This window comes from Winogradskyella poriferorum, assembly GCF_036553625.1.
Taxonomy (GTDB): Bacteria; Bacteroidota; Bacteroidia; order Flavobacteriales; family Flavobacteriaceae; genus Winogradskyella; species Winogradskyella poriferorum.
Window position 1 is genome coordinate 523,048 of the sequence record NZ_JAZHOU010000001.1, and the last position, 22,769, is coordinate 545,816.

The following is a 22,769-nucleotide window of genomic DNA, read 5'->3' on the forward strand; positions in this document are numbered from 1 at the left end:
AACTACTTGTCTTTATTAATTTCGTTAAGTAAGCTTTCTATATCATTAACATCAACATCATTCTTTTTCACAAAAAAAGACACCATACTTTTAAAAGATCCTTGAAAATAATTGTCTAGCAACTTATTTATAGACTGATTACTGTAAGCTTCTTTTGCCACTATTGGGAAATACGTATGACCTTTACCTTCCTTTTCATAATCCACAAAACCTTTAGACTCTAAAATCCTAACAATTGTAGACACAGTATTATAAGCAGGTTTTGGCTCTGGCAAGACCTCAATAACAGACTTAACGTTAGCTTTTTTTAATTGCCAAAGCGCTTGCATTATCTCTTCCTCAGCTTTAGTTAATTGTTTCATTGAACTAAGTTTTTAGTTGAACATTTAAACAAATATAACTAAATATTTAGTTTAAACTAATCTTTTAGTTAAAATGTAACTAAACTATCATTATTGCGTCATATAATTGAAAACAAATAATTTATATGGAAATATTTCTTGTAACACTTGGCGTACTGCTGATGATTCTTGGTATTTTAGGTAGCTTTCTACCCATAATTCCTGGCCCACTTACAAGTTGGTTTGGAATCTTAGTCTTACATTTTACTGAAGGTGTGCAGCTAAGCAATACTTTTTTGATTGTTACCCTAGTCATCGCTATTTTAATTTATGTACTAGATTATATTATACCTGCTATAGGGACAAAACGTTTTGGTGGTAGTAAAGAAGGTATGATTGGTACTACTCTAGGTTTGGTTATAGGGCTTATAACTCCTATTCCATTTGGAATAATCATCGGACCTTTTATTGGAGCTTTAGTTGGAGAAATGATTCACAGAAATGATATTAACAAAGCCCTGAAAGCTGCCTTTGGCTCATTTTTAGGTTTTGTAGCCTCAACGTTTTTAAAGTTTATAGTCGCCATTATTTATTTAGGACTATTTATAGCTAAACTATCAGAACATAATGCAAGTTGGCTATAAAAAAGCAAGAAAAAAACCTAGCCGTAAGAAGTACAACTAGGTTTAATTTTTCTTGCTATTAACTCAACAATTACTTAATGAGGGATTAATTAATTCTTGTTGACCTGTGGTAAAAGTAAAGTAACATATTCATACTTAGGTGTGGTAAAACCATAGACTTAATGTGGTAAAACCGTAATTACCAACAATAACAACGGTTTCAAGCTGGTTTTTAAACTATAAAAAGACCTGTTTTTATTCTCTTTTTTACAAATACCCCTTTTCTCTTGCCTCATAAAGTAGTGTCTCGTCTTTTCCGTCTTCAACTGAAAATAACAATTTTAGCTGCTTTTTTCGTTTTTCTATAGCACTGGTAGACAAAGGAATATATTCACTTAAACTTTTGGTTTTTATTCCCTGTGACAAAAGGTGAAGAATTTTTCTATTAATATCATCTACATAAATTTCGCTAGTGATGGTCTTTTTCACATAATTACTCACAGTACTGCTATAATAAGGTGGATATTTAAGAATTTGTTGAAATGCATCTGCTAGCTCCATAGAAGTTAAATCACTTTTTATGAGAAAACCGTCCGGATTTATTTCTTTAATTATATTATGAATTCTAAAGGATTCATTAAACATCGTTAAAATAATAATTTTAGCATCTGGCATTACTCTCTTTGCTAGCAGCGCCAAATCTTCGCCCGAGGCATATCTTCCATCTTCTGAAGGTGGTAGACTAATATCAAAAAAACACACATCGTATGGTGTGCCTTTTGCTGCTCTGTTAATCATTAGTTGAGCAGTATCGCAATTATTAGCAGTATCAATAAGTAGGGTTTGATCTTCTTCTTTTGTGGCCATTAACACATTTTGGTAACCCTCAATAATTATTGGGTGATCATCTACCATTAAGATGTTAATATGTTTCATCTGGTTATTTCTGGTTTTTAATAAGACAGATGCAAGTCATCAATGTAAAGTTTGATAAAATTCAAACTCACGCACTGATTCATGTCATGTCGATTGGTTATTATAGGGAATCTTAACATTAACAGTCGTACCATTTCCAGATTGAGAAGTAAAGGTTATTTTTCCATTAATGTCTTCTACGCGAGACGTCATATTCTTTAATCCAATACCCTTTTTGCTTTTCGATGTATCGAAGCCTTCTCCATCATCAATGATGTCTAGGCAAATTACATCTTTTTCTAAAGAAATACTAATTTTTATAGCTTTTGCATTAGCATGCTTATATATGTTTTGCATAGATTCTTGAATGATTCTGTAGATATTAATCTTTGTCTTATTAGATACAGAATCCCAACTTATATCATCAGTATAGTTAAACTTATAGGCTAAGCCATATGCCTTAGTTTGATTTTCAATAAGTTCTGAAACAATATCCATAAACCCAGAACCAGAGACGAAGTCTGTATTCAACTCATGTGAAATCTTTCGTATATCTTCTTCTATGGTTTTAAGCTGACCTATGTAATTAGCTCTGGTCATCATCGCTTCTTTACCATCTTTAAAATTAATACTGTCTAAGCTAAGACGTGTCCCAAATAAACGTCCTAAAACACCATCATGTAACTCTTCTGAGATTCGTTTTTTCTCTAATGTTCTGGCTTCGTCTACCTTATCTTGTTGACTAAGCATTAAGTTATAAATATCCTCGTTAGCTTTTTGCTGTACTTGGATAAGTTTTAGCTTTCTATTTTTAGCGCGTTGGGAGATAACTAAATACACTAAAACTGCAGTAAGCAATAATCCTGCTGATAAAATAAGGAGATAAAAGTTTTCCTTTGATATTTGCTCGTTTTCGGCTTCTAGTTGATCGGTTTCGTATTTTATTCTTGCAAATTTATTTCTTCTCTTTCTTTCTTTCTTCAATAAACTATCGCTCAAAGCAATATAATCTTTAAGGTACTTTTTACTCTCATCTTCATTTGTCAAATCTGACAATAAAAGCATTGATTCAAGATACAATTCGTTGATTGGTATTTTCTTCGAAATTCTATAACTCTCTTTAGCATATTTAAGAGCTGAATCCTTTTTTTGGTTTTGACCATAAAACTTAGACAAGTCAATACTTGAAGCAAGTTTTACATAAGGATCTTCAATACTATCAGAAATCCATAAAGCTTTTTTGAAATCCTTTTCTAATGTTTTATAATCATAATTACCTTTTAGAAATTTTGTAAATGCATAATTATTCAAAATTAAAGAATACAAAACGATGTTTTCTTTTTTCAACCTAGGGTCATTAATCAATTCACTATATATATTTAGCGCCACAGAATAGTCACCTTTATTTCTGTAAGGCAGAGCTAAATTATTCATTGATTCTAAGTAGTGATTATAATCATCTTTTAGTTCTCTAGATATATCTAATGCCTGTTTATGATACTCAATCGACTTATCATAATTCTCTAATTTATTCGACACACTTCCCAAAAGATTGAGCACCAGATATTTATCAAGACCATAATTACTTTTATTAGTAGCGTTAAAAATTCTTAATGCTTCTACAGCGTTTTGTTCACTGCCTAAATAATCTTTTTCATTATCTTGGATAACAGCTAAACTATATAAAATCTCAGCCTTCTCTTTTAAAATTTTCAGGTTATCGAAATAATTTAGGGCTTTAAGAAAATATGGGTAAGCACTCGTATTATCATCCTTTATTTGGTAGTAATACCATCCCAAATTTTTATTGGTGTATGCAATTGCTGTTGAATCTTCTAATTTATTTGCTAACTGTAAATTAATCAAACTAACATCCTTAAAGGTTTCAAAATTACCATTAATCAAATGAGAATATGCTAAATCCCTACTTGTTGTAAGTATTGTTGAATCATTTTTAATTTCTAATGCTAATTTATTTGCCTTTTTAGCACTTTCGAGTCTACTTTCTGGGGATTCAGATTCATCAGTAGATAATTTTCTGTAATAGTTTATAGAATCAGAAAGTTTATCATTTGATTGTCCATTTACATTGACTATATAAAAAATAAAGAATATAAATAATAGGTGTTTCAAGAAAAATTCATTTTTGATGAAATAATCAAATTTAGAATAAATTTTTCTTAAAAATTTAAAATCAAATTTTATTATAAAAAACAAAGCCCATATCCAGAGGTTATGGGCTTTTATAAATTTCTTTTTTTATTAACCTTGTCCAGGTAGTTTTATATTTTTCTTGCCTTCATGTGCCAATAAATCAATTTTTGTTGGCTGCTGAATATTGCTTTTTTCACCTGTTTCAATTTTTTCTGATTTTACACCAGATACGGTTAACATAGCAACTGCTAGTACAGCGAAAGTAATTTTTAGGGTTTTCATAAGTATCAATTTAGGGTTAAATAGTTAACATCTATATTTTGTAACGATACTCGTTACAATGAGGGTAGGGAATGGATAATTAACTTTTAAAGGTTTACACCTTAAATTGTACTAAAATAAAACGAGGGACGTTTTAGATATAAGTTAAATGGATTATAATTTCTTGGAAGTTAAATTTTGAGGGCTTTCAAGAGCCTACAAATATAGAAGTATTTGTTAAACCTGCAAATAAATCATCGATAAAACGTCATAAAATATCGTTTAAGTACACTTTACTTATTATTACCTCATAGAAAAACCATCTATTTTTCTACGTCTAGAACATCTCAAAAACAAAAAAGCATCCCGATTTTCTATAAAGAAAAAAGGAAAGCCTTTCATTGGTAAATATCCAATATACTTGGATTTCTACTACGTCTCAGAAATTAATCTGAGCACAACACAACGTCTTTTATACTAAAAAAGCTTCCTATTACCAGAAGCTTTTTGCGGTCTGGACGGGACTCGAACCCGCTTTTAAATAATATTGATTCAGAATTACTTAGATATTTAATTGTTCAGATCAAACCTAAAATATTTCTTGTCTTTGAGGAATTTTAATTCAAAATTCCATTTTTCAAAAATATCTTTACCATCAACAGTAAAAATATTTCTTAAGATTTCATTGTCATAAGTAAAGTGAAAATTGTACTTCTGTTCAAAATTTCTATGCTTATTTAATAATATTCTCACAAGAGATTCTTTAGTTGGCAAATAATGCTTGTTCATTCCATTAGCACTTATTAAATAATTATTGCACTTAACCATACTATATAAATCATTATTACTATTCCCTGCACTACCATGATGAGAAACTTTCACCCACTCACATTCAAGTTTGTTTTTATTAGAGTATCCTTGTTTCTTTAAAGAATTAACTACATCTGTTGGATGAGAATCTGCAAGCCATAATACTCTTTTATCACCTAATTCTGCTAACAACGAAATACTGCTTCCATTTTCAATGGACTGATCTTCTTCCCAAACTTCTAAGTTAAAATCCTCTACTTTAATTGAATAATCAAACTGCTTAGCAGATACAGCTCCGCTAATTGATTCATCTTCTATTCTTTCTAGAACAGTATACTTAGATTTATATTTCTTTCTTAATGACTCTAGTTTACGTTTAGATGGGGACAAAAAAGACATTTTAAAAACATCATATTCTATAGGTTTTAGTTCATCTGTAATATCATAATTTAACAACTTATTCTTTGAGTTAATATAGTTGAATAGATAATCTCCTTGACCAATGCTAGCCGGTACACTAATCAGCCCTTCCATTTTTCCTGTTGAAACAGCATAATTTCTAGGTGGATTATAAAACCATTTAACAATCGCATCTTCTAATTCACCTGTCTTAATAGTTTTAATATACTTTAATATGCCCCCAATATGGTCATCATGGATATGAGAAATAATGCATATATCTATTTGCTCATTATTCCTTGCAATTTCTTTTATCTCACTTTTTAAAATATGCCTAAATGTTCTTTCATATCCAGAATCAATTAAAACATTTCTGTAAAATCCATTTGAATCCTTAAATCTAATTCTTGCTGAGTCCCCACACTCGGCTTGATAAAAAAATAGCTCCATATTAATCGTCTCTACAGAACATTTTAAGGTCACCTTCTATCTTATCATCATTTAAATAATAAACCCCACTAGGTACTTTATAATGATAAAAATTATCTTCAGATTTAGCTACTTTACTTCCAATTACCGTCCAAACTATAGACAAGTTATTATCCTCTAGATACTTAATTAAGGACTTCTTCTTTATTAAAGTTCCTTTCCGATTAACGTTTGTAACAATCAACTCACCATGTTCATTTATGAAATCACCATCTTGTGATGAGTATTTTAAATTTAATCCTTTGAATAAAGTTTTACATGGTATATCATACTTGTAGTTAGCACCTGATTTATCTTTATCTATTATTCCTTTAGCATTTGTGGTTGAAACCATTATTTTAAAGTCTGTATGAGCGCCAGTATCTTTATCTAAAATATACCTCCATTCTTGTTCATCTAATATTGAATTATATGCTGGTGACCAAAATTTTTCTCTATTAAATAATTTACTGTAATGTCCTTGGTTTCTAGGCATCCAATCACCATCCAAATTTTTTCCCTTTAAAAATTTCAACAATTTTAATCTATTTTCATTCTCAACCAAATAAGCTCTTACACCAAAACTTAAGTCTTTTCTATCACTCATATATTTTTCTTCACCTAATCTTTTTGGCTCTCTCCATTCTGGAAAATACTCTATGAAAAACCAATCTTGACCTAAATTATCTGTCTTAATTAATAAATCTTCTATATTAGGTAAATCTTCTATACTCTCAGACCATTCTAGATTTGATTTATTCCAAAAATTATACTCCACATCAAACCACCATTCTTTTTTATCAGGATCATCTAGCTCAAATACATCCTCAAATCTCTTATCTGAATCAATTTTAGTTGTGGCTATTGGGTCAATGTCACGGGTATAAAGTTGCCAAGGTCCATCGTAAAAAGAATACCTATCTCCATCAAAATCTTCATTTTTTATTTTAAAATTATCAGCAACAATTGCTAAAATTTCATGCAGAGATATCCATTGATATTTTTCACCAATCCTCTCTGTTTCATCTGAAAAAACACTACCGTACTTTGAAAAATTCTTATCGTAATTTCCATGCAACTTGACATCATATCCCAGCTCAAAAACTCTTTGAACAATCCATCTTTTAAATGGCTGACTATTTAATCTATACCAAGTTCTATCTTCTTTCATTTCTGCTTTACCTTGGAAATATGGTATAAGAGTATTTTTAATAAAATCTAATTCATCACCATTAAATTTATCATTTATAAGTTCGATGATTTTTTCGTAAAGCTTTTCAATCGTATTAATATGGTCTTTATATTGTTCTTCAGTGAAAAAATGTAAGTGGCGTCTTTTATTTCTTTTAAAACTAGTTTTTGTTGTAATTATAGATTTCAAGGATTTTAATTGTTTTCTTTTCTTTTTGCTTAATCCTCTTTTAAATTCCTTGTATTCATTTTTAGACTTAAAGCTAATAGGGTAGAAATGTTTAAATTCTGGCTCCACAGTTTTTGTTCCAAAATCCCATTCAATAACCTGAAAATAAATATGGTTTAAAACATGTCCGTATTCCTTATCAAATTCTTTACTGTCATTATCAACATCATATTTAGCTATTTCTTCAATAGAGGGTAGCTTTGGCAATTTTGTATTGTAAGGTGGGCGTACTAAACTTAAATCAAAGTCTAACTTCTGTTCCTTATAGACACAATATTCTATAATATTTCTTGCATAATCTCGTAGTAAGATATGTGTAGGTGGATTTCCATCCTTAAATACTAAATCATAAACATAACTAGCTATATCAACTATGCTAGCATCATCTTCAGTTCTTAAAACACACCCATAAGCAATTGCATACAATCTTTCCTTAATATAAAAGTCATCATTATTCTCAAAAGCTTTTAAAATCTTTATTAAGGCACCAGATTGATTTTCTAAAAGGTTGACTAATGCTTTAGTGGTTTGGTCTCTTAAAACCCTATTGGTTGAAGATAGTACCCAAGATAAAGTTTGACCACAAAGTCTAGCCGTTTCCTCATCTATTAAACCACTTATATTTTCTCTCCATGCCCAATCTATTAATCTTCTAATTGGGAAACCATTATTATCATCATCATGTCCATTATACCATCTCAAATGTATTTGCCAAAAGCTATCTCTCTCAGCCATAGAATATCTTTTCAAAATTCTATGTAACCTATCACTATTAAACGGATGATCCTTTACAGCAGTTAACTCAACCAATTTTAAGAACCATTCTTCATCCCCTAGGCTATGCATATCCTTTTTAAACCAAGTAGTAATTTTATCATCGTCTATGCTATCAACTGTTCTCCAGTTGAGACTATCTAAAAAGAATCCATTAAGCCACGATACAAGATTTCTATAAGAATGAAAATCATGATTAGACATCCTATCTTCATAGGTTAGATTATATAGAGCTTTAACTTTTTCATATATCCAATTAAAGACCTCAAATATCTCTAAATCATATTTTTCTGGTAGGATGGTCGCCAAAGCTTCCAATATACCATCATGCATATAATAACTATCTTCTAATAGTTTACCTAACTCTGAATCTTTTTGAAATGCCAGATAAACCTCCTCCTTTTTTTTATACTTTTTTAATAACTCATTGGCTAAATAAAAATCTCCAAATCTTTCATAAGCAAAATATACAACCTCATTTTCCTCGTCTGAGGAATGATCTTGATATATGTTTTTTATTAATATGCTTTCCTCTATTAAGTCACTTAAGAGATTTGGATATCGTGAAAATTTGCAATCCATTATTTGATTAGCTTCTTCCAATGAAATCCGTTTGTAATCACTTTCAAAAATTTTAAAAGCTAGTTCTTTAATTACTTTATTGGTAATGTTTCTATTTTTGTATAAGTCTCTCTTTTCTTCTAATTTAACATCAATAGATTTTAAGAATAAATCAAAAACCTTTTGCACACCTTGAAATCCCTGTGGAAATTCTCTTGATACAGAATTCTTTACACCTTCACAAATAATCTTTAAGAAGAGTGGATTAGTAAACTCTGGGGATAAGATGGGAAAACTAGGTTGTTTCAAATTATGAAAATCACAAAACATTTTTAGTGCAGCATATTCATTCCCCTTAAAACCCTCGTGCTTTATAAAATTAACCCTATCATCTTCTTTCAATGATTCTGTAATAATTGACTTAATATATGTTGTCCTAATTGAAACACATAAGCCAATATAGGGTCTTGTAAGTACTTCATTTATAACACCATGAAGTTGGTCTCTCCATAACTTTGCGCCTGGACCTTCATTAATAGCATCAATTAATATTATTATTCTCTCACCAATCTGTTTACCAATATCATTAAGACTATCTAATAGGTCAGAAAATGTACAATTCACATCTAAAAACTGAATGATGTTGTTTTCTACATTATTACTTGAGTTAAAATTTTGTCCTAAAAACAAAAGTGTTGGTAAACCTGATTCTATTCTTCTACTTGCTATATCTCCCATCAAGTGTGATTTTCCAGAGCCAGCCTCTCCATCAATTATTAAGATTGGATTATTTGTTACAGAAATATTAATTTTTTCATCAAGATTATAAAGTAAATCTCTGTTAGTCCTTTGTATTTTACTTAATCTATGAATTTCATTTTCATATGGTCTTCTATGAGAGTATGTTTTTTTGCTTTTATTTTCTTCCTTATTTTTTTTCTCTTCTTCATATTGTAAATCATAAAGCTTTCGTTCCTCTTCATAAAGCTCTGCATTAAACGCTTTGATTTCTTGTTCTATCCATTTATAGTCTATATCCTCTCCTACTATATAAGAGTTTTCAAGAACCCAAGTTTTAACTCTTAGTTTAAGATCTAAATATTTATCTTTCAAGTAATTGAGATCACTTTCTGCTGAAAATGGATTGTAGATACTTTCTAATAACCAAATATCAAAAACTTTCTGGAAACGAAACTTAAAATCATTGTCAAAAGCTAAATCATTAAATAACTTGGCAATTGGTAATTTAAAATTTAACTGCTTACTGAATCTTGGACCTAAGTTTATAACCGCTTTATTTACTTGACTTTCAAAAAAACCTTTAGTAAGATTATTTTTCCCTAAATAATCAAATGAAATAGTCGGAAGATATTTACTTTGCAACAAATGGTTTATAGAATGAGTGTATTGACAGTAAATAACATTACCTTTCTCTTCTTCCCTAAATCTTGTAAACATACCATACAAATAAATAGTACCATTTGCAGCTATAAAGGTTCCACCACCAGAAAAACCCTTCATATTAAACTCACTATAGTTTTCTCGAAGTTCTAATTGGAACTTATCTACTTCTGTCATCCTTTGCTTCCAAATAGGAAATATTGCATCTAATTCCTTGCCCATAGTTGCCATTGGAAAACCTTTACAAATAAATTTTGAAAAATCTAACTTCTCCCTAACTACTTTTATTTTTGGTATTTCACCAATTAAGTTTTCTACTATTTCCTTTTCTAAAATCAACACAGCATAGTCACTGTCTTTACTTTTTGAAATTAGATTCTCATCTACATTCTCAATAGTTAAGCTTTTGTAAGAATTATTTGTGGCATTTAAAAAGTCTATTTCTATTGATTCATATTTATCTTGAAACTCATCTAAATCTTTGTACAATGAATGTGCAGTTGTAATAATATATACGTTATCTTTTAGATTGTCTTGATAGTATATTACACCTGTTCCTATTACTCCTTCATCGTTAGCTTTTTTTAACCTAACTGTAACTTTAGAAATTAATTTATCATCATTTTCAGTAATCATGTTTCAAATTTTCTTTTAAAAATTAAAGATAGAAATTTATATATAGCCTTTCCTAGACCTTTACCTCTCAATAAATAAGTTAAATTGAAAAGAGACATCCAAATGTTAGCTGTAGATATAAACTTTTGAACAATTGAAAATTGTAATTATTATATATCTTATAATTTTGACAAACATTTAAAATTACATCATCTTAGATTATTCTATGAGCAAAGGAATCAAAATTCAAACTGCTATTAAAAACGGAAAAACTATTTCAATATATGATAGTGAAGACAGGTCTTATTTTGACGATTGCTTTTGCCCAGATGAAAACTGTAACTCCCCATTAGTAGCTAAAAAGGGAAATATAAGAACACACCACTTTGCACATAAATCAAATTCCCCTAGCTGTTATGGATTAGAGACGGCTCTTCACTTAAGAACAAAGGAAATATTACAGAAAATAGGCTATCTCGACACACCTAAATATAGCTTAAATCTTGATATTTTGTATTATGCTTTACAAGATGAAATTTCAAAAATAGAGAGGGAATATGATTTCAATATTTACAAAAATATTCTTGCTAAAAATAAAATTGAATTTTATCCCCTTAATGAATACTTCAACAAATTCAACGGAAGATATGAATGGGTAGATTTTACAGTTGTTGAGTCTAAAAGAATTAATTTAAATAATTACACTATTTTAAGTGAGAAATTAGAAGGTAGCATAGTACCAGATATAACTTTGGTGGACAAGCAATCGACAGAAAAAATATATATAGAAGTTGGTGTCACACACCTAGTGGATGAACATAAAAGAAAAAAAATTGAAGAAAAAGATTTTACCGTCTTGGAAATAGACCTTTCAGGCTACTATAAAAACTTCGATACTCCAGAAAAACATATAGAACAGTATTTCTTAAGAAATCAATTCCAAGAATATATCACCAAAAGGTGGATAAATATCCAAAAAATAGGAAATTTCATAAATTCAAAGAAAAATGAAATTATTGAAGAATTTACTAAAGTACTTATTGAAATAAAAAAAATATTTGAAATGGATGTTCTTTGTGAATTCAAGGAAGAATTCAGACGGAACGGTGAAGTCATTTATATTGATCGTAAAGAATTTCTGCGTAGACATCGATATGAGTTGGAACACGTTGAAATTCTTGAACTATTAAATTGTCCAGACATTTTTGATTTTTTTGTCAAAAAGGCTTATGAGTTGTATTCACAAAAAAATTGACATATAATAAAAGGAAAACACAGTCCTACCAAGACCGCAAATGAACTATTGAAATACTTGTATTACTCTACTTTCCAAGGATATATTAAAAAAAGGACACCTAAAAGATGTCCTTTTCTTTTAAACTAGACTAATACTTCATTTATAGCACCATTTAAAACCGCCTGCATGATTTCTTTCACCTCTACATACTTTTGCAATACTTGATTTATTGCAGCCTGTTATTTTAGATGCTTCTGAAACTGAACTAAATCTTCTTAGTTCAACATTATCATTACCTAATTGAATTACAGATTTTACTCTACTATCCAATTCTGGTTTGAAAGGCTCTCGATACTCATAACTCCATAAAAATCCACTGATTTTTTTACTAACACTTAAACAAGCTCTAGAAATTTGCTTTTTTGTTGCATTGACAACTTTGCCAGCTTCTTCTAATGAATCATAGCTACTAACTAATTTACCATCATTTAAATCATATTGATAGACTGTTTTTTTAAATCCACCTCCACGGTCAGAGTTATATAGCTCAGAGTTTTCTGCATATTCGCTTATGTATTTCACTTCCTTTTCAGCTAATTCATCGTTAGTTGTAGCTGTATCAATTGTCTCCCACATAAAGGAATCTTGACCATATGTACTAATAGCCTCATGAAATAGATTTTTGGAGTTTCTATTAGCCTTCTGTATATGATCCTTTTTTCTATCATGTAAAGCTTTTGTAGAAGCACCTATATATACCTTCCCGTTATCTTTATTTACTACCTTATATATTAAACCAATCATAATATTTCCTACTTTGTCATTTTCATTTTTCATCATTAGTATATTTTTTAATCTGACATATTTTTTTTGACTGCCCCGTAAAATCCATGTTTAGGATTTAAAATAATATTTTCTTGACTTAATTTTTTCAAATAAGCTTTTACCTGTCTTTCTTGAATATCCATGTTATTAGTAAAGTAATCCACAAGATCCTTAGTTTTATGAGTTAAAGAACTATTCTCATTTATGAATTCAACTATTTGGTCTCTATTATGAGTTTTTCTCCTTCTATCACTTCGTGCAATAATTGAATCCTCATCAGAATCATCAAAGTAATTTAACCAAACATTTTCATCAATACTAAACTCTTTAACCACTTCATCATCGCAAGCAGAATACCTAAAAAAGATGTTCTTTAAATATCTATATCCTTTACTGGTCTGATTGATTCCAATTGCAAAATCAGATTCTTGTGCAAAAACAGAACTTCCTTTTATTGAGTCCATAAGCAATGGTTTGTCATACATTTTTGGGGTATGATGTACACAAATCAATGTAATACCCAAATCATGACATATCCCCCTAAGCCTCTGCATGATTTGCTCAGCTGTTTTACTATCTTCCAAAATACCATGATTCATTCTAGTAATACTGTCTATAAATACTATTTGCGCTTGTGATTCACTTATGGTATTTTTTAATTCATTCCATTCTGATACATCATGAATATACCTTGAATAGTCTATAGCTTGATATAGGTAATTATGATTTAGTATTTCTTTTTCATTTTGACTTAAAAAACCATATTGTTTAGAATTTCTTTCAATTCTATTTTCCCAAAACTCTTCTAACCCTATAAAGAGTACTTTTTTAGGTTCTCCAGATAATTTATAACCAAAGAACTCTTTTCTGCCAATAGCGATGCTCATGGCCAAATTCTCACAAAAAATAGTTTTTCCGCTTTTACTAGGACCAAAGACAAGTCCAAAAGATTTTTCTTTTACTCCATTCCATAAAAAATTAACTTTTGGTCGTTTTTCATATTCATCCATCATTTGCTTAAAGGAAATATATCCTTTATTCTTTCTTTTTTCCATAATTTTTTATTTCCTAACCGCAAGAATAGAATTTTAATTAATTTAGTAAGATTTGTTGCGGTTAATCTTAATTTCAGAAAAGAAATTATAAATGCGTGAAGACTTTATTAGTTTTTTCTCAATATGATTTGTATTTCCCTCTTTTTGCATAATCCCTCTTCATTTTAAAGACTCAAATCAAAATCTTACACAAACATACGGACTTTTTAATTGGATTTTGGGGACAATTCAATGTCCCCATTTTTTTTAAACATTATAAAAATCATCATTCAGAAAAATATTCTTTAATCTTCCATTAGCAAGGTTTTCAGGTCTTCCCTCTACATTTTTAAAAGCGTTTAGATGTTTTCTTGAATTAGAAATATCTATACTATCGCCCTCTTTATTCTTACATTGAGCTATTGAATCTATTATCCTTCCTAGATCCCCATCTGAAATAAATTCTATTTGCTTATTCACTCTAAGTAGATGAAAAAAATAAATCAAATCTGTCCTACTCCAATTGAACTCAATTTTGGTTTTAATATTGGGATAAGGATTATCAAGAAAGCCTTCAATTTGGTCTTGTAGTAGTCTTAATTGTTTTAGAAGTAAAACGATAATTCCCGGTGATAAGAATTTAGATTTTTTGAAAGTTTCATTTGCTTTATTTATGTTATCTAAATATAATTTAGCTAACCCTTCTTGTAATTCTTTCGTTAATAAATTTTTGGAAATAATTCTATTGATAAAATTACGATAGTGTCTATTACTTAAATTATTAATCCCTGGTTTTATAAAATCCTTTATAAATTCTTTTTTAATGTAATCTTCCTTTCCATCCTCAATTTCAAAACTTTTGTAAATTATTACCTTATCTTTAAATGGCTCCTTTACATTGTCATGCCATTGAGAGTAATCATTTAGTAGAAACTTTGTTTGAAGTTTACAATAAGAATCTAAATCCATAAAACTGGAAAAACCAAAATTTGTATCCATAATTAAATAATATCTTTAACTGCACAATATGCATTATCTACACAATATATTAAAATGCACATAATGCACACAATGCAATAATATAAATCATTTTCAGTGGTTTTCTTTAAGGACTAAACCGTCTCAAAAGATTTTTTCAAACAAAATACAGCTTAAAGTCCATAATCAAATTTGATTCTATTCATCAATTACTATATCAAAATAGCAATAGTAATATGCATACCCATTTATTACATAAACAGTTTTTAAATCATATGTAACCTTAATCATATCCACTTGCACAGTTTGTCCTTGACTTAAGACACCTATATCCCTAAGGACAATAACCTCAAAGGGGCATACTAACATCTTTAACAGATTGTTCCAAGTTATTATATAAAGCTCTTTTGGGCTGCTGTACTTTAGTAAATCTGCTAGCTCTTTGTCATTCATTTGATTTATATTTTTGAATAAATTTTAAAATCACAAAAACACGAGATAGCTATATATTAAATAAAGACATAGAAATCTTCAGATTGACTTTTTAGCTTGTTTTTGATGTGATTAGTAAACTCGTGTGAGTTACAGTTACGGTTTAAAAAATTATCTATGTAATTTGATTTTGCAGAATTTGTAAATAGATTGTATAAATTCCATAGGTTTATTGAACCATCTATCTCACATTTAAAATTATCATCCTCTACATAATCTTTTACCACATTACTGATCTGTGAATCCATTAGTTTAAGATTAAACAAACCTGTTTTTTTGCTCTTATCAATACAATGGTAAAGTTTCATTTTACCAATTAAATGGGCAAATTGATTTTCAGACATGTTATATTCTAAAAACTGTTGCATTTGCTCAATGTGTTCTTGTTGACTGTAGTTTTGAATCAACTCTAAGGCTCCATTCCTCAACTGATCAATACTGCTAACCCTTAAATCATCCATCAGCCCATCTGTATTGACACAAAGGTTTGTGCACACCATATTCTTAAATCCAATAAACACCTTGAATTTCTCTATACTCTTTTTAGAGTAGAGATTTTGTTCAGAATAGGAACGTACACCACCAATAGTTAGTTTTAATTCCTGACCGTTAATATATGTTGTTATGCTTGGCACTTCAACAACAAAAGCCATTCGTTCCCAGTATTGTGTTTTCTCATGGTCTTTGAGTTCCTTTACTGGTTTTCCTATTGCAGAAGGTATTCTACCCTTAATTTGGTGACTCACTCTGATTTCAGGCACTAATATCTCTGTATCTGAATAGACAGATTGTGCAACGCTACACACTGTTTCAATAAATTCAAAATGAGCAATTGTTGATTCTAAGTCCTTGGCAAAACTTGGTATTATACAATCATTTTTAAGATGCTCAAAGCTAACTGCTTGGGTATTGGATTCTATAAACGGTGTTTTCTTAGAGATCCTTTGAGGCTCTAATGGTTCTATATTCTCTTGAGGTTGAATATGATTATTTAATGGCTTTAAATTTTTATTGTGATGTACTGCTGTCAATTCCATTTGATTGGTCTTTAATTGGTTCTACGATTGTTTTAGGATCTATAAACACCTTATCTGATGACTCTAGAGTTTCCTTGCGCTTGATGATGAATGGCTTTATTTGATTTTGAACACTTGAGTATTTATTATATATATGCTTAAGATTTTCAATATCACTACACCTCTCAATTTCAATTTTTATATCCTCGACACTAACACCTTGATTACACCATGCTATCAATTTTTTACCTGTAGCATGATTTATAACAAACTCAGGTTTGTCCATAAACAATCCTGTTCTATCTTTTGAGGCTTTAGCTAAATGGTTTTCATTAATTAATTCAAAATCAACTGTTAGCTCATAACTAAATCCCTCCCTTGTTATATCCTTTAGACCATGCTTGACTACCTTTGTTTTACCATTTGAATCCCTGTCCAAAGAATAATCTATCTTTTTTCTTACGGTGGTAATAACATGGCATTTAGACTGCAATATTGCATCGAGAAATGCTTGATGACGTGGTGTTAATTTTGCCCAATCTTGGAATCTTCCACCAAGTTGCTCATGAATCTGTAAGCAACCACCTTTTCCATTCCACTCATGAGTGATAGAATCGATAATTATGACTTCAATATTATCAGCTCTTTCACAGGTATTAATAGCCTCAATATACCTTTCTGGGCTAAAGGGTTCTGTCAATGATAGAACATTATAATTCCCTAGATGGGAATATAAACTGGCACTTCCATTTTCAGTATCTATAACTGCTATTTTTGTCCAATCATTGGTTATGCCATAGGCTAGTAATAAAGCGCTAAAACTTTTACCAAAGCCAGATGCTCCGCTCAAACCAAGCCTTAGTTTAACTTGATGGCGTTTTGCTTGTTGTAATTCCATATATTTTCGATTTATAAATTATACTTGTTAGTTATTTGTTGTATATCAGGATTAAGTAGAAAAAATAAAAAAAGCCCCAACCTAAGTCAGAGCTTTATTTTTTGGTTTTAAAAACATCCTAGAAAACCTCTTGAGTCTCAATAACGTTTTGTTGAATAATAGTACTTGAATCATCTAGATACTCGTATCTGTGGGTTAATTCAATAACTTCACCTGTTTCTTCAACAGTATATTCATAGGGTTCTACTTCTATCCTTTTAATACCGCCTTCTAGGTCTGTTCCAATAAGGGTTTCACATACTTCCTTAGTGAACGTACAGGGTACTGAAGCTTTTCTTGCAGTCAAGTATGTTCTACCTGTTTTTTTACTTTTTACAGCTTCAATTCCGCCTTGCACCATTAGAGTACAAAATTCTTTACCATCCTCAGATTGGTTGGTCTTAAATGAAATAATTTTTACCATAGTCTTTTAAATTATTTTGGTTAAACATTAGATACGGGCTATTGCCCAAAACCAACAAAGAGTGGGGATTGATGTTAGGTTCCCTACTTAAAAGAAACTTATATAGAATTTATAGGGGGGGGATACTATTTTGAATAAGTAAACTTCTATTGATAGTTAAAAGTCAGGAAAAAAATTTAGAAAAATTTTTAAAAAGGATTGTCTTTATCTATTGGGAATAATTTTTCTAAAGAAAAAAATCTATCATTTAATTTATTTATCTGAGCAGAAATATAAGAATCATCAACATTATAGTGAAAATCATATTCTATTAACTGTATTAGGTCTTCTCTTAATTCATCTTGAAATAGTCTTAAGCCTTTTTTTGGGTCTTCAAATAATTTATCTTCAAGTTCACCTAATTTACTTTGAAAAAAAAGAATATACCGTTCCAGTCCCTCTTGAATCAATTCCAACTCTACTTTAGGTACTGGTCTTAAATTATTCATTCTCACATATTCTGTCTTAAAAAAGAGCAATTTGTATAGATCCGTAAAATCATAATAAAAAATTGCATCAAAATTAATTTCTAAATCATCAGAAATCTCTGGTTGGATTTTTAGACTAATTTTATTTATATCACCTCCTTCTTCTAAAATGATATCAACTTTTATTTTGTCCTCCAAAAATTTAGCCTGTTTCTCCTCAATAATCAAGTTTGCTATTTGATTTATGGCTATATCGTATTCCTCTTGTTTGAAAAGTTCTTTTGCTAAATGTATTTCTTTTTGAGTCATTGCGTCTAGATACAATATATACTCGGATTTGGTATGTGAAATTCTAAAGATATCTACATTTTTATTTAAACCTATTTCTAAAACCCTTTTACCTTTCAAGATATTAAGAGCAGTCTCTTTGTCTGTAATTTTTATACCTTGAAATATTGAATTTTCCTCATTCTTAATATTTACTTTTTTCCGACCAAATTTGGAATTTTCAATTCTTGAAGCCCAATTGGGATCAACTTTCTTAAACTCTTGCCATCTTCTCTCTGTATTGTTTGTTAGATAACTATCATAAATAAATTTGAAGATAATTATGACAGCAACTACAGCTATTAAGAAGTATAAAAAGCTCATCTTTAAATAGGTTATTTTATAAATATATATACTTCTTGTTCTATCGACTCTGGGTCTAAATCAGCATCTATTCTTAGCATAGAATCTGTTAACTCCAATATCAAATAATCTCCTATTGCTCCATTATCAACTTGACCATTCAATGTAACCCTTAAAATATTTTCGTTTATTATCTCCCAATTACCTGTATTATCAAATTCTATTTCACATACACCAGAGTTTAAATAAAATCCCGATTGTTCAAATATTCCATCTACATAAAAATCAATATTTCCCATGAGTTGGCATTCATCATAAATTTCAATATCCTGAACTCCATTTTCATCTATAAATATTGCTTGAACAGGTTGCCATGATCCAATTATTGGATTCTCCTGATCTTCATTATTTGATGAATCACCATTACTACATGACATTATTAAAAAGAGTATTGATAATATTTTACACAAATTTGTTTTCATTTTATTATTTTTTAAAAGTTGATTAATAGAATATTGAATATCAAATATATAAAAGGTTATTATATATCATAACCTTGTCAGTGTGTTTATTCTACATCTTGTCATGAATATGACAGATAAAGAGAAAGAACATCTCAAATTCCTAGGCAAAAAGATTGCACAGAAACGTAGGTCTAAAAAACTAAGTCAACTAGACGTTTGTGCTTTAATTGATATGGAAAAATCTAATTTATCTGCAATAGAAAATGGCAGGCAAAATGTTACAGCATTAACACTTTTAAAAATCGGTAACGCAATTGGTGTTGAAATCAAAGAATTCTATGATTTCTCCACTCATTAATTTTTAAAATTAATCATAAGAATTCACCAACCTATTTTTTAATTTTTCATTACTATTCCTCCATCAAAAAACTCCCTCCTTTATCATTATCACAGATAATCTTACCAATTTTCTTGTCTTTATAATAAAGTGTTCCTTCTTTAAAGCTTTTTGGCACAACAGCTATTATTGATTTCTTTTTAGGTTTTCTTACCTTAATCATATTAGCACCACTAAAGAATACATCTTGTTTCTTGGGAATTGTCATAGCATATTCTTCATCCCCAGCATGCAATGTAAAATCATCAACATTAAGACTATTATCTTTCTTATCTTTAGGTGTAAAAACTGCTTTAACACCAACATATTTATGCTTGTTTTTTGCAGTAACTGCACCACCAGCCTCCCAAACAGTCTTTTTATTTATAACCTCTTCAACTTCTAAAGTATACTTTCCAATATCTATTGTCTTTATTGTAAAGGCTATAAATAAGAAACTAACTAGTATCAATACAACATTTTTCATTTTAAACAATTTAATAGCCCAATTTACATATAATTTCTAGACTAAAATCAATCAAGACTTTTCAACTTTTTCATTATATCGCTAATCCGTTTTTCTACAATCTTTCCGTAACTATCTTGAGTGGTTTGTATCTTGGAATGACCTAATAATTTACTCACTATTTCAATTGGGACATTATTATAAAGTAATACAGTACTTGCAAAGGTTTTTCTGGCAATATGATGGGTTAGATTGAACTTGATCCCTACTATATCTGCAATTTCTTTTAAATAAGCATTAAAGTTAGGATTAGATATACTTGGAAAGACATATTCATTTTCCTCAGAATTATATTGAACCATTATTTCTTTAGCTTTAGGCAACAAAGGAACTTTATAACTTCTATTAGTTTTCTCTCTTCTCACAGTAATCCACAATTCACCATCAAACTCTGTAGAAATATCAGACTTTCTTAATTGCTTCATTTCTGTAAATCCCAAGCCTGTATAACAACAGAAAACAAACATATCTTTTATCTGCTGTACCCTCTTTATTTTAAAGTCAGTCTCTTCTAATTTTTTGAGCTGTTCTGGCGATAAAAAAACTACTTCTTTCTTAACTCTTTTAGCTTTATAAAGTATAAATGGGTCTTTATCTAGATAATCTTCAGATATAGCATATTTAACAACCTTTCTAAACCTCTGTATAGCTTTATTTAAGGTGCTTTGCTGAAACTTCTTCTCAGTTTTAAGGTAATATTCATAGTGCTCCAAAAAACTGCTTTTAAGAGCCTTTAATTTAATGTCTTTAGCATTATACTTATGCTTTAAAAAAGACTGTAGATGTCTACCTGATTCAACATATTTAGAATAGGTAACTTGCTTTATATCTATGCCTACAAGTTTCTTAATTCTGTCACTATGGATATTATATACTTCCATAACACCAAGCTCTTTTTTAGGTGTTTCACCTTTATATTGTTTGTAGATATCATCTACATCAAATTCAGAACCCTTGACTTGTAAAAATAAAAAAGCCTGACTAAGTTTTGTCTTAATCAGGCTCAATTGAGTGTTTATTAATTCTGCATCAGGTTCTGGTGGTTCTACTCGTTGTTGTTTAGAGTTCCAGTTCTTTGGATTTATTTGCAATCCTGCTGAAAACTCCTTTCTCTTTTTATGGTAGGTCAATCTACATTTTAAAACAGACTGTCCACCTTTATTCAACCTACTCCTGGCAGGCATGAACAATACTCTTATTATATGATTACTCATAATAGTTATTCTAAATAATATTGATTAAACAATAATCAGCAGGACAGCTGATTTTACTATAATTTACTGATGCACACCTCAGATAATTTGTGTACACCTTGTTGGACACCTTTTTAGTAAGTTTTGGCACCTCTAAAAAACAAAAAAGCATCCCGATTTTCTATAAAGAAAAAAGGAAAGCCTTTCATTGGTAAATATCCAATATACTTGGATTTCTACTACGTCTCAGAAATTAATCTGAGCACAACACAACGTCTTTTATACTAAAAAAGCTTCCTATTACCAGAAGCTTTTTGCGGTCTGGACGGGACTCGAACCCGCGACCCCCTGCGTGACAGGCAGATATTCTAACCAACTGAACTACCAGACCGTTGCATAATTGCGAGGGCAAATATACACTGTCTTTTTAATTCCACAAACAAAAAATAAAAAAATATTTATCTATTTAAATAAATTTTTGACGCTCAATCATATAGGTCGTCAATATTTGATTAAACCCTTTCCTTATATCGGCTTCTACATACTTTATTCTGTACTGACCACATTTTAATTTTAATGTGTTAAAATAAGTATTTACAGCCTTTGTGTAGTTTTCTTTTATATTATCTGGATACAAATTGATGTATTCACCTGTTTCAACATCTATGAAACGTTTTGGTCTATTATCAAATTCAAAGTCTAACTCCTGTTTCTTATCAAATACATGAAAGAGCACAACTTCGTGTTTATTATGCTTTAAATGTCTTAATGCTTCAAATAATTTCTCATCATCTTCAGATGTTTGAAACATATCCGTAAAAACAAAAATTAGAGATCTTCTGTGTATTTTTTCTGCAATTTGATGAAGAAACATATATGTCTCTGTACTCTTTGATTCTGGTTTTGATATTACAGCCTCACTCAGTTTACTTAATAACATTTGATGATGACGTTCACTTCCTTTCTCTGGCGAATAGAAATCATAAGCATCACTATAAATACTTAAGCCAACTGCATCACGTTGTTTTTTTAAAATGTGCATTAAGGACGCACAAGCCAAGGCAGAAAATGCCGACTTATTAAGATTATCTATTGTTGTTCCAGCAGATTCTGGATAATGCATAGAAGTACTGTTATCCAAGATGAGATGACATCTTAAATTGGTTTCTTCATCATATCGTTTTGTGTACAATCGATCTGTTTTAGCGAAAAGCTTCCAATCAATATGCTTTGTACTTTCACCTTGATTGTAAATCTTATGTTCTGCAAACTCTGCAGAAAACCCATGAAAAGGACTTTTGTGCATACCTGCAATGAACCCTTCAACAACTTGCTTTGCTAAAAGTTCAAGGTTTTTAAAACCACCAGCTTTATTAAGTTCTAACTGTAAATCCATCAATTATCGAAACTAAAAAAGGTTTGCCGTAA

Annotated in this window: 21 protein-coding genes and 1 tRNA gene; 3 read left to right on the plus strand and 19 right to left on the minus strand. The window is 29.8% G+C overall.

All coding sequences use genetic code 11. The features are described 5' to 3' along the window. Nucleotides 1-2 precede the first annotated feature (2 nt). Entirely contained in the window at nucleotides 3-362 is a 360-nt protein-coding gene (locus V1468_RS02385; protein WP_331808655.1) for a BlaI/MecI/CopY family transcriptional regulator, read from the minus strand. Nucleotides 363-487: 125 nt separating this feature from the next. Here V1468_RS02385 and V1468_RS02390 point away from each other — a divergent pair, with 125 nt between their 5' ends. Further along, nucleotides 488-985, plus strand: a complete 498-nt coding sequence (locus V1468_RS02390; RefSeq protein ID WP_331808656.1) for a DUF456 domain-containing protein — start codon at nucleotides 488-490, stop codon at nucleotides 983-985. 246 nt (nucleotides 986-1,231) lie between these two features. On the opposite strand, the gene V1468_RS02395 is transcribed toward V1468_RS02390, so the two are convergent. From V1468_RS02395 to avs2, 5 genes are all read right to left on the minus strand, one after another. Next, the gene (locus tag V1468_RS02395) at nucleotides 1,232-1,900 is read right to left on the minus strand and encodes a DNA-binding response regulator (protein ID WP_331808657.1); all 669 of its coding nucleotides are present in this window, start codon (nucleotides 1,898-1,900) and stop codon (nucleotides 1,232-1,234) included. Nucleotides 1,901-1,984: 84 nt separating this feature from the next. Continuing rightward, complete coding sequence (locus tag V1468_RS02400) at nucleotides 1,985-4,012, minus strand: tetratricopeptide repeat-containing sensor histidine kinase (RefSeq protein ID WP_331808658.1); 2,028 nt, start codon at nucleotides 4,010-4,012, stop codon at nucleotides 1,985-1,987. A 129-nt stretch (nucleotides 4,013-4,141) separates the two neighbouring features. After that, nucleotides 4,142-4,315, minus strand: a complete 174-nt coding sequence (locus tag V1468_RS02405) for a hypothetical protein (protein WP_331808659.1) — start codon at nucleotides 4,313-4,315, stop codon at nucleotides 4,142-4,144. 549 nt (nucleotides 4,316-4,864) lie between these two features. Beyond that, nucleotides 4,865-5,953 (minus strand): MBL fold metallo-hydrolase, encoded by a 1,089-nt coding sequence (locus V1468_RS02410; protein ID WP_331808660.1) that lies wholly within the window; start codon nucleotides 5,951-5,953, stop codon nucleotides 4,865-4,867. A gap of 1 nt (nucleotide 5,954) precedes the next feature. Then, nucleotides 5,955-10,763 (minus strand): AVAST type 2 anti-phage system protein Avs2, encoded by a 4,809-nt coding sequence (gene avs2, locus V1468_RS02415; protein WP_331808661.1) that lies wholly within the window; start codon nucleotides 10,761-10,763, stop codon nucleotides 5,955-5,957. A 205-nt stretch (nucleotides 10,764-10,968) separates the two neighbouring features. On the opposite strand from avs2, the gene V1468_RS02420 reads away from it, so the two are divergent. Next, nucleotides 10,969-11,997, plus strand: a complete 1,029-nt coding sequence (locus V1468_RS02420; protein ID WP_331808662.1) for a competence protein CoiA family protein — start codon at nucleotides 10,969-10,971, stop codon at nucleotides 11,995-11,997. 138 nt (nucleotides 11,998-12,135) lie between these two features. On the opposite strand, the gene V1468_RS02425 is transcribed toward V1468_RS02420, so the two are convergent. From V1468_RS02425 to V1468_RS02465, 9 genes are all read right to left on the minus strand, one after another. Further along, nucleotides 12,136-12,819 (minus strand): NUMOD1 domain-containing DNA-binding protein, encoded by a 684-nt coding sequence (locus V1468_RS02425; RefSeq protein WP_331808663.1) that lies wholly within the window; start codon nucleotides 12,817-12,819, stop codon nucleotides 12,136-12,138. Between the two features lie 11 nt (nucleotides 12,820-12,830). Beyond that, nucleotides 12,831-13,859 (minus strand): AAA family ATPase, encoded by a 1,029-nt coding sequence (locus V1468_RS02430; protein ID WP_331808664.1) that lies wholly within the window; start codon nucleotides 13,857-13,859, stop codon nucleotides 12,831-12,833. A gap of 246 nt (nucleotides 13,860-14,105) precedes the next feature. Continuing rightward, nucleotides 14,106-14,837, minus strand: coding sequence for a hypothetical protein (locus V1468_RS02435; RefSeq protein WP_331808665.1), 732 nt, complete (start codon nucleotides 14,835-14,837; stop codon nucleotides 14,106-14,108). Between the two features lie 177 nt (nucleotides 14,838-15,014). Further along, nucleotides 15,015-15,269, minus strand: a complete 255-nt coding sequence (locus V1468_RS02440; RefSeq protein WP_331808666.1) for a hypothetical protein — start codon at nucleotides 15,267-15,269, stop codon at nucleotides 15,015-15,017. A 56-nt stretch (nucleotides 15,270-15,325) separates the two neighbouring features. After that, a complete protein-coding gene (locus tag V1468_RS02445; RefSeq protein WP_331808667.1) occupies nucleotides 15,326-16,345 on the minus strand; it encodes a DUF3871 family protein in 1,020 nt (339 codons plus the stop codon). Beyond that, nucleotides 16,317-17,222, minus strand: a complete 906-nt coding sequence (locus tag V1468_RS02450; RefSeq protein ID WP_331808668.1) for an AAA family ATPase — start codon at nucleotides 17,220-17,222, stop codon at nucleotides 16,317-16,319. Before V1468_RS02450 ends, V1468_RS02445 begins: the two co-directional genes overlap by 29 nt. Before the next feature lie 118 nt (nucleotides 17,223-17,340). Further along, nucleotides 17,341-17,685 (minus strand): hypothetical protein, encoded by a 345-nt coding sequence (locus V1468_RS02455; protein WP_331808669.1) that lies wholly within the window; start codon nucleotides 17,683-17,685, stop codon nucleotides 17,341-17,343. Between the two features lie 188 nt (nucleotides 17,686-17,873). Next, on the minus strand, nucleotides 17,874-18,803 hold the full coding sequence (locus V1468_RS02460; RefSeq protein WP_331808670.1) for a hypothetical protein: 930 nt from the start codon (nucleotides 18,801-18,803) through the stop codon (nucleotides 17,874-17,876). A gap of 11 nt (nucleotides 18,804-18,814) precedes the next feature. Then, nucleotides 18,815-19,264: a lipocalin-like domain-containing protein gene (locus V1468_RS02465; RefSeq protein ID WP_331808671.1), complete on the minus strand. Its 450-nt coding sequence runs from the start codon at nucleotides 19,262-19,264 to the stop codon at nucleotides 18,815-18,817. Between the two features lie 109 nt (nucleotides 19,265-19,373). Between V1468_RS02465 and V1468_RS02470 the strand changes: the two genes are divergently transcribed. After that, on the plus strand, nucleotides 19,374-19,604 hold the full coding sequence (locus V1468_RS02470) for a helix-turn-helix domain-containing protein (RefSeq protein ID WP_331808672.1): 231 nt from the start codon (nucleotides 19,374-19,376) through the stop codon (nucleotides 19,602-19,604). 52 nt (nucleotides 19,605-19,656) lie between these two features. Here V1468_RS02470 and V1468_RS02475 read toward each other — a convergent pair whose 3' ends face one another. The 4 genes from V1468_RS02475 to V1468_RS02490 all read right to left on the minus strand — a co-directional run bounded on the left by V1468_RS02475 (nucleotide 19,657) and on the right by V1468_RS02490 (nucleotide 22,737). Continuing rightward, nucleotides 19,657-20,109, minus strand: coding sequence for a hypothetical protein (locus V1468_RS02475; RefSeq protein ID WP_331808673.1), 453 nt, complete (start codon nucleotides 20,107-20,109; stop codon nucleotides 19,657-19,659). A 47-nt stretch (nucleotides 20,110-20,156) separates the two neighbouring features. After that, entirely contained in the window at nucleotides 20,157-21,362 is a 1,206-nt protein-coding gene (locus V1468_RS02480; RefSeq protein WP_331808674.1) for a site-specific integrase, read from the minus strand. A gap of 296 nt (nucleotides 21,363-21,658) precedes the next feature. Next, nucleotides 21,659-21,732, minus strand: a tRNA-Asp gene (locus tag V1468_RS02485). Between the two features lie 75 nt (nucleotides 21,733-21,807). After that, a complete protein-coding gene (locus tag V1468_RS02490) occupies nucleotides 21,808-22,737 on the minus strand; it encodes a DUF58 domain-containing protein (protein WP_331808675.1) in 930 nt (309 codons plus the stop codon). Nucleotides 22,738-22,769 lie beyond the last annotated feature (32 nt).

Bases quoted from the DNA above. Each gene is read 5' to 3' on its own strand.
- V1468_RS02385 (WP_331808655.1), bottom strand. From the start codon at position 362: ATGAAACAATTAACTAAAGCTGAGGAAGAGATAATGCAAGCGCTTTGG.
- V1468_RS02390 (WP_331808656.1), top strand. From the start codon at position 488: ATGGAAATATTTCTTGTAACACTTGGCGTACTGCTGATGATTCTTGGT.
- V1468_RS02395 (WP_331808657.1), bottom strand. From the start codon at position 1,900: ATGAAACATATTAACATCTTAATGGTAGATGATCACCCAATAATTATT.
- V1468_RS02405 (WP_331808659.1), bottom strand. From the start codon at position 4,315: ATGAAAACCCTAAAAATTACTTTCGCTGTACTAGCAGTTGCTATGTTA.
- V1468_RS02410 (WP_331808660.1), bottom strand. From the start codon at position 5,953: ATGGAGCTATTTTTTTATCAAGCCGAGTGTGGGGACTCAGCAAGAATT.
- avs2 (WP_331808661.1), bottom strand. From the start codon at position 10,763: ATGATTACTGAAAATGATGATAAATTAATTTCTAAAGTTACAGTTAGG.
- V1468_RS02420 (WP_331808662.1), top strand. From the start codon at position 10,969: ATGAGCAAAGGAATCAAAATTCAAACTGCTATTAAAAACGGAAAAACT.
- V1468_RS02425 (WP_331808663.1), bottom strand. From the start codon at position 12,819: ATGATGAAAAATGAAAATGACAAAGTAGGAAATATTATGATTGGTTTA.
- V1468_RS02430 (WP_331808664.1), bottom strand. From the start codon at position 13,859: ATGGAAAAAAGAAAGAATAAAGGATATATTTCCTTTAAGCAAATGATG.
- V1468_RS02435 (WP_331808665.1), bottom strand. From the start codon at position 14,837: ATGGATACAAATTTTGGTTTTTCCAGTTTTATGGATTTAGATTCTTAT.
- V1468_RS02440 (WP_331808666.1), bottom strand. From the start codon at position 15,269: ATGAATGACAAAGAGCTAGCAGATTTACTAAAGTACAGCAGCCCAAAA.
- V1468_RS02445 (WP_331808667.1), bottom strand. From the start codon at position 16,345: ATGGAATTGACAGCAGTACATCACAATAAAAATTTAAAGCCATTAAAT.
- V1468_RS02450 (WP_331808668.1), bottom strand. From the start codon at position 17,222: ATGGAATTACAACAAGCAAAACGCCATCAAGTTAAACTAAGGCTTGGT.
- V1468_RS02455 (WP_331808669.1), bottom strand. From the start codon at position 17,685: ATGGTAAAAATTATTTCATTTAAGACCAACCAATCTGAGGATGGTAAA.
- V1468_RS02460 (WP_331808670.1), bottom strand. From the start codon at position 18,803: ATGAGCTTTTTATACTTCTTAATAGCTGTAGTTGCTGTCATAATTATC.
- V1468_RS02465 (WP_331808671.1), bottom strand. From the start codon at position 19,264: ATGAAAACAAATTTGTGTAAAATATTATCAATACTCTTTTTAATAATG.
- V1468_RS02470 (WP_331808672.1), top strand. From the start codon at position 19,374: ATGACAGATAAAGAGAAAGAACATCTCAAATTCCTAGGCAAAAAGATT.
- V1468_RS02475 (WP_331808673.1), bottom strand. From the start codon at position 20,109: ATGAAAAATGTTGTATTGATACTAGTTAGTTTCTTATTTATAGCCTTT.
- V1468_RS02480 (WP_331808674.1), bottom strand. From the start codon at position 21,362: ATGAGTAATCATATAATAAGAGTATTGTTCATGCCTGCCAGGAGTAGG.
- V1468_RS02490 (WP_331808675.1), bottom strand. From the start codon at position 22,737: ATGGATTTACAGTTAGAACTTAATAAAGCTGGTGGTTTTAAAAACCTT.